This is a genomic window from Piscinibacter sp. XHJ-5, from assembly GCF_029855045.1.
GTDB lineage: Bacteria > Pseudomonadota > Gammaproteobacteria > Burkholderiales > Burkholderiaceae_C > Albitalea.
Map to the genome: position 1 here is coordinate 1,565,189 of NZ_CP123228.1, position 13,323 is coordinate 1,578,511.

General features: G+C 71.0%; 9 protein-coding genes. 1 reads left to right on the top strand and 8 read right to left on the bottom strand.

All coding sequences use genetic code 11. The features are described 5' to 3' along the window. Positions 1–105: 105 nt before the first annotated feature. From P7V53_RS07410 to P7V53_RS07445, 8 genes are all read right to left on the bottom strand, one after another. Positions 106–3,858 carry a TIR domain-containing protein gene (locus P7V53_RS07410; protein WP_280154842.1) on the bottom strand — a complete coding sequence of 1,251 codons (3,753 nt, stop codon included), beginning with the start codon at positions 3,856–3,858 and terminating at the stop codon, positions 106–108. Positions 3,859–3,940: 82 nt separating this feature from the next. Then, a complete protein-coding gene (locus P7V53_RS07415; protein WP_280154843.1) occupies positions 3,941–4,417 on the bottom strand; it encodes a thioesterase family protein in 477 nt (158 codons plus the stop codon). Positions 4,418–4,475: 58 nt separating this feature from the next. Then, positions 4,476–6,410 carry a biotin carboxylase N-terminal domain-containing protein gene (locus tag P7V53_RS07420; protein ID WP_280154844.1) on the bottom strand — a complete coding sequence of 645 codons (1,935 nt, stop codon included), beginning with the start codon at positions 6,408–6,410 and terminating at the stop codon, positions 4,476–4,478. Then, complete coding sequence (locus tag P7V53_RS07425; protein WP_280154845.1) at positions 6,407–7,198, bottom strand: enoyl-CoA hydratase-related protein; 792 nt, start codon at positions 7,196–7,198, stop codon at positions 6,407–6,409. Before P7V53_RS07425 ends, P7V53_RS07420 begins: the two co-directional genes overlap by 4 nt. Beyond that, positions 7,195–8,352 (bottom strand): acyl-CoA dehydrogenase family protein, encoded by a 1,158-nt coding sequence (locus P7V53_RS07430; RefSeq protein ID WP_280154846.1) that lies wholly within the window; start codon positions 8,350–8,352, stop codon positions 7,195–7,197. Before P7V53_RS07430 ends, P7V53_RS07425 begins: the two co-directional genes overlap by 4 nt. 553 nt (positions 8,353–8,905) lie before the next feature. Then, on the bottom strand, positions 8,906–10,519 hold the full coding sequence (locus tag P7V53_RS07435; RefSeq protein ID WP_280154847.1) for a carboxyl transferase domain-containing protein: 1,614 nt from the start codon (positions 10,517–10,519) through the stop codon (positions 8,906–8,908). Continuing rightward, on the bottom strand, positions 10,516–11,400 hold the full coding sequence (locus P7V53_RS07440) for an SDR family oxidoreductase (RefSeq protein WP_280154848.1): 885 nt from the start codon (positions 11,398–11,400) through the stop codon (positions 10,516–10,518). The genes P7V53_RS07435 and P7V53_RS07440 overlap by 4 nt, the downstream gene beginning before the upstream one ends. Continuing rightward, a complete protein-coding gene (locus P7V53_RS07445; RefSeq protein ID WP_280154849.1) occupies positions 11,397–12,041 on the bottom strand; it encodes a TetR/AcrR family transcriptional regulator in 645 nt (214 codons plus the stop codon). The genes P7V53_RS07440 and P7V53_RS07445 overlap by 4 nt, the downstream gene beginning before the upstream one ends. 76 nt (positions 12,042–12,117) lie before the next feature. Between P7V53_RS07445 and P7V53_RS07450 the strand changes: the two genes are divergently transcribed. Further along, positions 12,118–13,323 carry an acetyl-CoA C-acetyltransferase gene (locus tag P7V53_RS07450; protein ID WP_280154850.1) on the top strand — a complete coding sequence of 402 codons (1,206 nt, stop codon included), beginning with the start codon at positions 12,118–12,120 and terminating at the stop codon, positions 13,321–13,323.

Sequence of the window (13,323 nt, forward strand, 5' to 3'; positions counted from 1 at the left end):
AGAGCGGCCAGCGAGCGTAGCGAGTGCGTCATGAGGTCCTCGTGATGCGGTGAGGAAAGGTGCAGGCGACCGTACCCGCAGCGGCAGGCGGGCGCCATATGGGACTCACCCTGATGCCCCGGCGACGCTGAAAAAGTACACGCCCATCGCGCCGACCGCGACGATGGCATCGCCGCGCGCGCTCCACGCGCAGGCCGACAGCTCGCCGTCGACCTGCACGCTCATGAGCTGCGCGCCATCGGCCGCGCGCCACACCTTCAGCGCACCATCCGACGACACCGATGCGATCCGCGCGCCGTCGGCCGTCACGTCACATCCGTTGACGGGGCCGGCATGACCGCCCAGCTCGCGCAGCAGCGCGCCGTCGGGCATGCGCCACAGCCGCAGGCTGTGATCGCTCGACGCCGAGACCATGGACGCGCCGTCGGGCGGGAACACGCAACGGTTGACGCTGCGCTCGTGCCCGGCAAGGTCCAGCGGCTGCAGCGAGCGCTCGGCCTCGTCCAGCGCCAGGCGCTTGCGTCCGGACAGCCACGCTTCCCACAGCGATTCGTCGAAAGCCATCGACCAGCGCCGCATCGATCCGTCGGCGGCGGCGGACACCAGCCACCGGCCGTCGGGACTGAACACGCAGCAGTTGACCCAGTGGGCGTGGGCGACGAACGCCAGCTGGCGCGCGCGCGTGCGCAGGTCCCAGAGTCGGATGCCGCGGTCATGAGAGACCGAGGCGAGCAGCGCGCCCGAAGCATCGAAGGCGCAGTCGTTGACCCAGTCGCGATGGCCCGTCAAGGTCTGCAACGCCGACCCCCCGGGGTCCCAGACCCGAACCGACTTGTCGACCGACGCCGATGCGATCAGGCGAGCGTCGCGGCTCACGGCGCAGGCGCGGACGGCACCGTCGTGTCCGCTCAGGCGGCCCAGCGGCGTGCCGGTCGCGGCATCCCACGTCACCAGCGAACGATCCGCCGACGCGGTGACGAGCAGGCTTGCGCCCGGCGCATACGCGCACGCGAGCACCCAGTCGGTGTGCGGCGCCGCAGCCGCCGGCGGCGAGTCGGCGCTGCCGTCCCACAGCTTGACGGTGCCGTCCTCCGAGGCGGACACCACGGTCGTTCCGTCGGGCGAGACGGCGACGTCGTGGATCCAGTCGGCATGCCCCGACAGATCGGTGCGCGGCGTGCCGCGTGGCACGTCCCACACGGTAAGCGAGCCGTCGGCACAAGCACAGACCAGCGCCGTGCCGTCGGGCATGTAGCGGCACGCCGTCACGCCGCGCGGATGCGGCTGCAGCACCGCGCGCAGCTCGCCGCTCGCAACGTCCCAGATGCGCGCCGTGCGGTCGCCGCCGGCCGAGGCGATCGAGCGGCCGTCGGGGCTGAAGCAGCAGGCATTGACCTGCGCCTCGTGTCCCGTGAGCACGCGCAGCTGCGTTCCGCTGTCGGCATCCCACAGGATCAGCGCCTGGTCCGACGAGGCCGACGCGACGAGCCGCCCGTCGGGGCTGACGTCGCACCCTTGCACCGCCGACCAGTGCCCCTGCTCGTTGTTCGACACGAACCAGCCGTGCACCTTTTCGTCCCAGGTGCGCGCGAGCGTGTGGCGCAACCCGCAGCTGGCGGTGTCCCAGATGCGCACCGTGCCGTCGAGCGAGGTCGAGACGATGAAGCGGCCGTCGGGCGAAATGGCGCAGCAGGTCACCGCGTCGGTATGGCCGAGCAGCACGCCGCTCTGCGCGCCGCTCTGCGCGTCCCACACCCGCAGGCGGCGGTCGGTGGAGGCCGACACCAGCACGGAGCCGTCGCGGCTGAAGCAGAGCGACCGCACCCCCCACGTGTGGCCTGCGAGCGCGAGCAGTTCCGCGCCGCTGGCCGCGTCCCACAGCCGGATCAGCCGGTCGGCGCCGGCGCTGGCGATGCGCGAGCCGTCGGGCGCGACGGCACAGGCGAGCACGGCGCCCTGGTGGCCGCCCAAGGTGCGCAGCAGCGCGGGATGAGGGCGATCGGGCAATGCGTGGCGCGCCCGCAGATGAGCTTCGCGCAGCTCGGCGGCGAAAGGCTCGACGAGCGGCGCGAGCACGCCGACGTGCTGCAGCCGCGACAGCAGCGTCGCGCGCAGTGCCGAGGTCGAACGGCAGCGCGCCAGCAAGTGGGCGCACTGCGCGTAGCTGCGACGCAGCTGCGCGAGCCGGGTGTCGCCGGGGCACTCGCCGGCGGCGCTGCGCAGGTCGGCTTCGACGGCCGACGGTGAGCGTGCCGAGGTCTTCGCGGCCAGGTACGCCAGGTCGCCCGCGGTTCGCACCAGCTCGTCGCCGGCGCCCGCAGCCTGCAGGTGGTGGAACAGCCGGTCCCACGCGTACGGCTCCTGTGGCGGCAGATCTGCCCAGCGTCCGCTCGCCGGACGCAGCGCGTCCAGCAGCGCCGCGTGCAGGCCGCGCAGCCGCTCGCCGAGCTGGCCGCGCAGGAACTGCCGCACGACGTCGTGCAGGCGGATGTAGCGTGCGGTCGGATCGAAATCGAGCACCAGCGACAGCCGGTTCAGGCGATCGCACAGCGCCTCGGTGTCGATGTCGTCCAGCCCGCCGGTGCGCCCCCAGGTCGACGTCAGCGTGTCCAGCGGAATCGGCACATCCTCGGGGAACACCGCCAGCTCGTGGAAACGCTGCTGCTCGGATTCGCCCAGCTGCGCGATGCTGAGTCCCAGCGTCTGGGCGACCGCCCGGTGGCGCGCCCCGGCGTCGCGCGCGTCGAAGAAGGTCAGGCCACGCTTGTCGAGGGCCTTGTTCACATAGCCGATGGCGGATTCCAGCGCCTGCCCGGCGTCGAGCACGCGATCGCGCAGGGCGGCATTGACGAGCTTGAGCAGCAGCGGCCACTCGCCCAGCCGCGTCGCCAGTGCATCGAGCGCGCCGCTGCCGGCGGCCGGCAATCCCTGGCCCAGCAGCGCGACCGCCTCGTCGCGCCGCATCGCATCGATGTCGATGCGCAGCGCGTCGGGCGGCAGCACGTCGGTGAGCCGCGTGGTGATGATGCGGGCGCAGCGCTCGCCGCCGCGCAGGAAGGGCTCGAGCTGCGAGGCGCTCCACACGTCGTCGATGACGATCAGCATGTCGCGGTCGGCCAGCAGCTCGGCCAGCGTAGCGGTCGCCGCCTCGAGGCCGGCGAAGCCCGGCCGCTTGCCCGACAGCATGAAGATGAGGTCCTCGACCCGACCCGTGAGCTCGCCGGGCTTCTCGCCCAGGGTGACCCAGAGGACGCCGTCGTCGAAGGCGTTCTGCACCGCCTCGTCGTGGCACAGCGCACGCACCAGCGCCGTCTTGCCGTAGCCGCCGGCGCCGCGCAGCGCGGCGGTGACGGCGATGGGCTCCTCGCGTTCGCGGTCGAGCACGTGCGACAGCAGGCGCTCGTATTCATGCGGCCGCGGCACGAAGTCGGCCGGCAGGTCCTCCACCATGAAGGGCACGCGCACGCGGGCCGGACGCGTCTGCAGGTCGTTGAGGAACTTGGTCCACTCGTGGTCCAGGTCGTAGAAGTGGACCGAGCGCATCCAGCGCGGAAGGCGGTCGAAGGCCAGCTCGCGGGTGGCCATCACGGGGTACACCGTCACCCCTCGCTGGCGGGCGTAGCGCCACTCGCGCCGCACCATCGCCGAGTCGAGCGCGGCCTGCGTCATCACCAGCACCAGGAACTCGACCTCGTCGATCGCCGCGGTGATCTGCTGCCACCAGTCGCGGCCGCCTTCCATGCCTTCTCGGTCGCGCCACAGCGGGATGCCCGCCGACTGCAGGCGATCGCGCAAGGCACGCGCGAAGGGCTCGCCGTCGTGGCGGGCATAGGAGATGAAGACCTGCGGGGCGGGCATCGCAGGGGCATCTTCCGGCCATCGTCGAGGGCATGGCAAGTGGGAATGTGGGGGTGCGCTGCGCTCACTCCCAGGAAGCGACTCACGACACGATGTACGCCGCCGCCCCCGTCGACAACAAGGTTCCGTCCTGCGCCAGGAACTCCATGCGCGTCGTGGCCACCCGCGAGCCCAGCCGCATCACCTGTGCGCGCAGCTCGAAGCGCTCGCCGATGCCCGGCCTCAGGTAGTCGACACGCAGGTCGATGGTGCCCAGCTTGCCGAAGCGCTGCAGCCGCTGCAGCGGCGGCTCGGCCAGGTGGCGGGCGCCGATGGCCGCCATGACCGCCAGGCCGCCCATCGCGTCGAGCCCGGCGCTGATGACGCCGCCGTGCAGCCGCTGGTGCGCGAAGTGCCCGACCAGCTCCGGCCGCATCGCGATGTGCCCGCAGACGCCTTCGGCCGCGACGGTGTCGATCTGCAGCCCGAGCACGCGGTTGAACACCACGCGCTGCTCGAACATCTCCTTCAGCATCGCGACGAATTCCGGCTCGAAGCCGGGCGGCTGGAGCTTCTTCACAAGCCCGGCTGGCGCGCCGCCAGGCTCTTCATCGGGATCGGTCCTCGCATCTCGTCGTTCATGCACCCTCCAAAGTCACGAGCAGCTGCTGCGGCGCGACCTGCTGGCCCACCTGCACGGCCACGCGCGACACGGTGGCCGCGCGCGGCGCGTTCACCGCATGTTCCAGCTTCATCGATTCGATGACGATCAGCGTGTCGCCGGCGGCGACCTGCTGGGCGGGCGCGGCATGCACGCCCACGATGCGGCCGCTGAAGGGCGCCTTGATCTCCGGCGCCGCATGGCGCGCATCGCGCGCCTCCGGCTCGAACGACGCATCGGCGACGAAGGCATCGACCGCGCCGATCTGCAGATGCCATTCGCTTGGCGACAGCTGGGCCGCGCGCAGGGCATGGGCCACGCCGTCGAGCGCGAGCTGCGTGGACGTGCAGCGCACGAAGACGGCAGTGTCCCCGATCGCGATGCGCAGGGTGTCGGGCGAGCGCTCCTGCACGCGCGCGTCGATGGTCTGGTCGCGATGCCGCAGCCGCATCGGCCTGTCGAACGGCGAGGCCAGCGTGCGGCTCGGCGACGTCGCCGCCTGCGCCTGCCACACGCCGGCCACCAGCAGCGGCAGCAGCGCCGATTCGCGTTCGGCGAGCGAGCGGCGCAACGCGTCGCCGCGTTCGGCAAGAAACGGAATGCGCGCCTCGCCGGCCCGGAACACCGGGTCGCGCAGGCATGCGGCGAGCAGCGCGCGGTTGCTCGGCAGTCCCAGCACGCAGCCCGCATCGAGCGCGCCGATGAGGCGATCGATGGCCTGTTCGCGCGTCGGTGCGTGGGCGATCAGCTTGCCCAGCATGGAGTCATAGAACGGCGGCACGAGGGCGCCGTCGTGCAGCGCGTGGTCGACGCGCACGCCGCGGGGGGCGATGAAGCGTTGCACGCGTCCGGCATGCGGCGAGAAGGTCTCGTCCTCGGCGCACAGCCGCACCTCGATCGCGTGTCCCTGCAGGCGCAGGTCGCTCTGCGCCATCGGCAAGGACTCGCCGCGCGCGATGCGAAGCTGCCACTCGACCAGGTCGACGCCGGCCAGCGCCTCGGTCACCGGATGCTCGACCTGCAGCCGCGTGTTCATCTCCATCAGAAAGAACTCGGCTTCCCCATGGGCGGCCGGAGCGACGAGCAGGAACTCCACGGTGCCCGCGCCGATGTAGCCGGCACTGCGGGCGAGGCGCACCGCGCATGCGCCCATGCGCTCGCGAAGGGCGGCATCGACGCCGGGACTGGGCGACTCCTCGATCAGCTTCTGGTGGCGGCGCTGCACCGAGCAATCGCGCTCGCCCATGTGGATGCAGTGGCCGTGCGCGTCGGCGAACACCTGCACCTCGACATGCCGCGGCGCCGCGAGCGCGCGTTCGAGCAGCAGCTCGCCGCTGCCGAACGCCGCCTCGGCCTCCGAACGTGCGCTCTGCAGCGCGGCTGGCAGGTCGCTGGGCTGCTGCACCAGCCGCATGCCGCGCCCGCCTCCGCCGGCCGCGGCCTTCACCATCACCGGGTAGCCGATGCGCCCGGCCTCCTGCACGAAACGCGCGGCCGACTGGTCTGCGCCCGCATAGCCGGGCAGGCAGGGAATGTCCAGCGTGGCGGCCAGCGCCTTGATGGCCGACTTGCTGCCGAGCTGGCGGATCGCGGCCGGGGGCGGTCCGATCCAGGTGAGGCCTGCATCGACGACCGCCTGGGCGAACTCTGCGCTTTCGCTGAGGAAGCCGTAGCCCGGATGCACCGCGTCGGCCCCGGTGGCCCGCGCCGCGGCGATCAGCGCCTCGATGCGCAGGTACGAGTCGGCCGGGCTGTCGCCGCCGAGGGCGCAGGCGGCGTCGGCTTCCTGCACGTGCAGCGCACCGGCGTCGGCGCGCGAATGGACCGCGACGGTCGCCAGGCCCATCGCGCGCGCGGTGCGCATCACGCGGCACGCGATCTCGCCGCGATTGGCGACGAGCAGGCGCTTCATGGCGCCCACCGCGGTATGCGCTTCTGCGCGAAGGCCTCCAGCCCCTCGCGTGCTTCGTCGCTGCGCAGCGACGTGGCGAAGGCCTGGGCCGCCTCGTCGCGCACATCCTTCACCGCATGCGTGGCCAGCGTGTGAAGCAGGCGCTTGGTGGCGGCGACGGCGCCAGGGGCGGCGCGCTGCAGGTGCGCGATGAGCGCAGCGGTGGTGGCCTCGAGGTCCTTGTCGGCCATCTCGTTGACCAGTCCGACGACCACCGCTTCGCCGGCATTGAAGCGGCGCGCCTCGAGGAGCATCTGGCGCGCCGTCGCGTCGCCGAGTCGACGCCAGACGAACGGCGCGATCTGCGCCGCAACGATGCCCAGCGTGACCTCCGGCGTCGCGAAGACCGCGCGGGGCGTGGCGACCACGAAGTCGGCGCAGCAGACAAGGCCCAGCCCGCCGGCCATCGCCGGCCCGTCGACCGCGGCGATCAGCACCTGGGGCAGGGCGCACAGTGCGTGCAGCAGATCGCCGAAGCGGCGGTTGAGCGCGAGCAGCGGGTCAGTCTGTTCTTCACCCGGCGGCTGGCCCACCAGCGCGGCCATGCCGCCGAGATGCCCGCCGGCGCAAAAGGCGCCGCCGCTGCCGGTGAGCACGACGAAGCGCAGCGATGTGTCGGCGGCCGCATCGGCGCAAGCCCCGAGCAGGGCCCGCACCATCTCGTCGTCGAGCGCATTGCGCTGCGCCGGATGGTCGAGCGTCCAGCGCTCCACGGCGCCGTCGCGGGCCCTCAGCAGCCTGCCGCTCATGCCAGCGGCCGTTTCGCCAGCCCCATGATCTTGCCGATGATGCCCAGCATGACCTCGTCGGCGCCGCCGCCGATCGACGCCAGCCGGCCGTCGCGGTACATGCGCGAGACCTTGTTCTCCAGCGTGTACCCCATGCCGCCCCAGAACTGCAGGCAGTTGTCGGGCACCAGCCGCATCAGCCGCCCGGCCTTGAGCTTGGCCATCGAGGCCAGCTCCAGCACGTCCTGGCCGCCGACGTACAGCTCGCAGGCGCGGTAGGTGAGGGCGCGCAGGCATTCGACTTCGGTCTTCAGCTCGGCCAGCCGGAACTGCACGTGCTGGTGGTCCGCGAGGTGCGCGCCGAACAGCTTGCGCTCGTGGGCCCATTCGATGGTCCAGGCGATGCAGTTGGACAGCGCCTCGATGGCGTTGGCGGCCGCCCACAGGCGCTCTTCCTGGAACTGCTGCATCTGGTAGACGAAGCCCTGGCCTTCCTCGCCGATGCGATAGCGCTGCGGCACGCGCACTTCGTCGAAGTAGATGAGGCCGGTGTCGCTGGAGTGCATGCCGATCTTGCGGATCTTCCTCGCCTTCTCGATGCCCTTGCTGTCCATGGGCACCATCACCAGGCTCTTGTTCTTGTGCACCGGGCCCTCGCCGGTGTTGACCAGCATGCACATCCAATCGGCCTGCAGGCTGTTGGTGATCCACATCTTCTGGCCGCTGATCACGTAGTCGCCGCCGTCCTTGCGTGCGTAGCTTTTGATCGCCGAGACGTCGGAGCCGGCACCTGGCTCGGACACGCCGATGCAGCCGACCATGTCGCCGGCAATGGCCGGCGCCAGGAACTGCCGCTTGAGCTCGTCGCTGCCGAAGCGCGTCAGCGCCGGCGTGCACATGTCGGTCTGCACGCCGATGGCCATCGGCACGCCGCCGCAATGCGCATGGCCCAGCGTCTCGGCCATCACCATGGAATACGACCAGTCGAGCGCCGCGCCGCCGTAGGCCTCGGGCTTGGTGAGGCCGAGCAGCCCGAGATCGCCGAGCTTCTTGAACAGCGCGTGCGCGGGGAAGATCTCGGCGGCCTCCCACTCGTCGACGTAGGGGTTGATCTCGGTGTCGATGAAACGGCGCAGCGTGCGGCGCAGCTCTTCGTGTTCGTGGGTGAATTGCATGGGCTCTCCTGGTTTCCGTTCGCCCTGAGCTTCTCCAAGGGCCTGGTGGCAGTGGCAAACAAGGCTTCGACAAGCTCAGCCCGAACGGAGTGGCGATGCACGTTCACATTTCCGTTCGCCCTGAGCTTGTCGAAGGGCTCGGGGGCTTCGACAAGCTCAGCCCGAACGGAGTGGCGATGGACGTTCACATTCCCGTTCGCCTTGAGCTTGTCGAAGGGCTCGGGGGCTTCGACAAGCTCAGCCCGAACGGAGTGGCGATGGACGTTCACATTCCCGTTCGCCCTGAGCTTGTCGAAGGGCCTGGTGGCAGTCGCAAACGGGGCTTCGACAAGCTCAGCCCGAACGGAGTGGCGATGCACGTTCACATTTCCGTTCGCCCTGAGCTTGTCGAAGGGCCTGGTGGCAGTGGGAAACAGGGCTTCGACAAGCTCAGCCCGAACGGAGCGGCGATGCATGTTCACATTCCCGTTCGCCCTGAGCTTGTCGAAGGGCCTGGTGGCAGTGGGAAACAGGGCTTCGACAAGCTCAGCCCGATCGGAGTGGTGATGCATGTTCACATCCGTGCCACGCCGAACTGCATCGGCCTCGGCTTCAAGCCGTCTGCCGCCGCGCACATCGCCAGGCACTGCGCCAGCACCGCCCGCGTCTCGCGTGGATCGATCACGCCGTCGTCCAGCAGCAGCCCCGACGTGTAGAACGCATCGGCCTGCCGCTCGAACATCTCGACGATGCGCGCGCCCTGCGCATCCAGCGCCGCCGCGTCGGCGGCCACGCCTTTGCGCTGCGCCGCGGCCTCGGCGACGATGCGCATGGTCTGCGCGGCCTGCTCGCCGCCCATCACCGCGGTCCGGGCGAGCGGCCAGCTGAAGAGAAAGCGGGGCGCATAGCCGCGGCCGCACATGCCGTAGTTGCCGGCGCCGAAGGAGGCGCCGCATTGAATGGTGATCTGCGGCACCGTGGCGCTCGTCACCGCCTGGATCATCTTGGAGCCGTGCTTGATCATCCCGGCCTGCTCGCTGTCGCGGCCGACGATGTAGCCGGTGGTGTTCTGCAGGTAGACGATGGGGTGGCCGAGCTGGCAGCAGCGCTGGATGAAGTGCGTGGCCTTGTTGGCGCCGGCCACGTCGATGGGGCCGTTGTTGCTGATGAAGCCGATCTGCCGGCCTTCGATCCGCGCCTGCACGCACAGCGTCTGCGCGCCGTACAGCGGCTTGAACGGCAGCAGATCCGAATCGTCGGCCAGGCGCGCCATCACCTCGTGCATGTCCACGGGCTGGCGCAAGTCCGCCGGCATCAGCGCCAGCAACTCGTCAGAGTCGTAGCGCGGCGCCGGCCCCTGCGGCGAGCGGTCCACGTGCGGCCATCCGAGGTGCGCGACGACCTCGCGCGCCAGCGACAGCGCGTGGCGGTCGTCCTCCGCGAGCTGCTCGCCGAGGCCGGAGATGCTCGCGTGCATCTCGGCGCCGCCCAGCTCTTCCTCGGTCGCGATCTCGCCGGTGGCCGCCTTCAGCAGGGGCGGCCCGGCGAGGAAGGCGCGCGATCGTCCGCGCACCATGATGACGACGTCGCTCAGGCCCGGCATGTAGGCGCCGCCGGCGGTGCCCGAGCCGTGCTGCACGGTGATCACGGGAATGCCCGCGGCCGACAGCCGTGCCAGGTTGCGGAACAGCGCGCCGCCGTGCACGAATCCCTCGACGCGGTAGCGCATGAGGTTGGCGCCGGCGCTTTCGACGAGGTGCAGGAACGGAAGCCTGTTCTCGAGCGCGATCTCCTGCACTCGCAGGATCTTGTCGAGGCCCATCGCCTGGATGGCGCCGGCATCGATGCCGGAATCACTGGCGACGATCATGCAGCGCACACCGCAGACGATGCCGATGCCGGCGACGATGCCGCCGCCCGGCACCGACTTGTCGCGCTCGGAGGTGTCCTGCAGCCAGCCGGCGAGGCTGGCCAGCGGCAGGTACGGCGCGCCGGGGTCGAGCAGCAGCGCGATGCGGTCGCGCGGCAGCAGCTGGCCGCGCTTGTCGAACACCGGCCTGGCCCTGGCCGATGCGGCCGCTGCCCGCTGCTCGATCGCGCGCAGCTCGTCCAGGCGCGACAGCATGGCCGCGCGACGCGCGCGTGCGGTGTCGCCCTGCGCGTTCCATGACGACACGAAGGCGCTCATTCGGACAGCACGCGAGGCATGGCCGCGCGATGAAAGCCGTCGAAGGCGCGGATCGCCGGGCGCTCGGCCGCCTGCGCATCGGGCACCGCCATCGGCCAGCCCATGCGCACCTGCGGGCGCGCGCCGTCGACGCGCAGCACGCTGCCGCTGATGAAGCTCGCCGCCGGGCTCAGCAGGAACACGATGGCCGCCGAGGTCTCGGCCTCGGTGCCGAAGCGGCCCAGCGGCACGGTGCCCCGCATGGCGCGCAGCATGGGGCCGGCCTCCGGCGGATAGTGGTCCATGCCGCTGGAGGCGATGTAGCCGGGCGCGACCGCATTGACGCGCACGCCGTGGGCCGCCCACTCGAGCGCGGCCGTTTCGGTGAAGCTCACCATGCCGGCCCGCGCGGCGCCACTGTGGCCCATGTTCGGCATGGAACCCCACATGTCGGCGACGATGTTCACGATGGCGCCGCCGTGCGCCTTCATCCACTGCCGGTGGCACTCGCGGGCCATGAGGAAGCCGCCGGTGAGGTTGCTCGCCACCACCGCCTGCCAGCCCTTGGCGGTGATGCTCTCCAGCGGCGCGATGTACTGGCCGCCCGCGTTGTTGACCAGCGCGTCGATGCGGCCCTGCCGCTCCACGATGCCGGCGATCGTGCGGCGGACCGACTCTTCGTCACGCACGTCGCAGCAGGCGGTGTCGGCACGGCCGCCGTCTTCGGCGATCTCGCCGGCGACGGCCTGCAGCTTGCCCTCGTTGCGGCCGATCAGCGCCACCGTCGCGCCGAGCGCGGCCAGCTCGTGCGCGGTGCAGCGGCCTATGCCCGAGCCGCCGCCGGTGACGACGGCCACCTGGCCATGGAATAAGCCGGCGGTGAACACCGAGCGATAGGTCATGCGGGCTCCCCGTGGATGAACAGGCGCATCGCGGCCTCCGTCACCTGCTCGAGCGAGGCGCGCTTTCTCGCGTCGAACCACTGCACCGACCAGTTGAGAGCGCCGAAGATCAGCAGCCGCGCCAGGTGCACGTCGGCGCGCAGCCGGCCCTGCCGTGCCAGCGCCTGCAGCACCGGCATCCACGGCGCCTCGTACTCGCGCTGCAACTTGGCGATGCCGTTGCGCTGGCGGGTGTTGAGCGAGCGCGATTCGTAGAGCATGACGGGAATGAAGTCGCGGCCCGTGCCGTGCAGCGTGCCGAAGTGATTGCCGATGAGTCGCCGCAGCACATCGGTCGCCTCGCCGCCCGCGGCCAGCGCCTCGGCCTGGCGCTCGATCGCCGAGCGCATGCCTTCCTCCATCACCGCGTACAGCAGCGCCCCCTTGCTCTCGAAGTGATAGAAGGGCGACCCCGAATGCATGCCGACCGCCGCGGCGATGTCGCGCGTGCTGGTGCCGTCGAAGCCCTGGCGGCGAAACAGCCGCGCCGCCGCGCGCAGCAGGGCGCGCCGCCGGTTGCCTTCGTCGCGCTCGTCCAGCGTCTTGCGCGGCCGGCCGCGCGGCCGCTTGGCCGCAAGAGAGGGGGATGGAACGGCGCTCACCTGGGGATTTTCACAAAGCAGTTGCTTTGCATAAAGTCTATACTGCTCCGGCGCGAACTGACCAGAGGAATCCCTCATGCCCGAAGCCTTCGTCTACAACGCCGTCCGAACGCCGCGCGGCAAGGGCAAGTCCGACGGCCGCCTGCACGAGGTGAAGCCGGTCGACCTGCTGGCCGGCGTGCTCGGGGCCCTGCAGCAGCGCACCGGCCTGCCCACCGCCGAGGTCGACGACGTCGTGATGGGCTGCGTGTCGCCAGTGGGCGAGCAGGGCGCGTGCATCGCCAAGACCGCGGCGCTGAAGGCCGGCTGGGACGTGCGCTGCGCCGGCGTGCAGGTCAACCGCTTCTGCGCGTCGGGCCTCGAAGCGGTCAACCTGGCGGCGCAGAAGGTGCGCTCCGGCTTCGAGGACCTGGTGGTGGCCGGCGGCGTGGAGAGCATGTCGCGCGTGCCCATAGGCTCCGACGGCGGGCCGTGGGCGCAGGACCCGCAGACGAACATGGCGACCGACTTCGTGCCGCAGGGCATCGGTGCCGACCTGATCGCCACGCTCGAGGGCTTCACCCGCGAGGACGTCGATGCCTACGCGGTCGAGTCGCAGCGCCGCGCCGCGAAGGCGCGCGAGGCCGGCCACTTCGCCGGCTCGGTGGTGCCGGTGACCGACGCGCTCGGCCAGGCCCTGCTCGCGCAGGACGAATTCATCAAGCCGCAGACCACGCTCGAAGGACTGGCCGCGCTCAAGCCCTCGTTCGAGCAGCTCGGCGCCATGGGGTTCGATGCAACGGCGATCCGGCGCTATCCCCAGGTCGAGCGCATCCATCACGTCCACCATGCCGGCAACTCGTCGGGCATCGTCGACGGTGCGGCCGCCATGCTGGTCGGCAGCGAGGCCAAGGGTCGCGCGCTCGGCCTCACGCCGCGGGCGCGCATCGTCGCCGCCGCGCTGTCCGGCGCCGACCCCACCATCATGCTGACCGGCCCCATGCCCGCCACGCGCAAGGCGCTGGCCAAGGCCGGCCTGACGCTGGAGCAGATCGACCTCTTCGAGGTGAACGAGGCCTTCGCGGCGGTGCCGATGCGCTTCATGAAGGAGCTGGGCGTGCCGCACGACAAGGTCAACGTCAACGGCGGCGCCATCGCGCTGGGCCACCCGCTGGGCGCGACCGGCGCGATGATCCTGCAGACGCTGATCGATGAACTCCACCGCAGGCAGCTGCGCTACGGGCTGGCGACGCTGTGCGTGGGCGGCGGCATGGGCATCGCGACCGTTGTCGAGAGGGTTTGA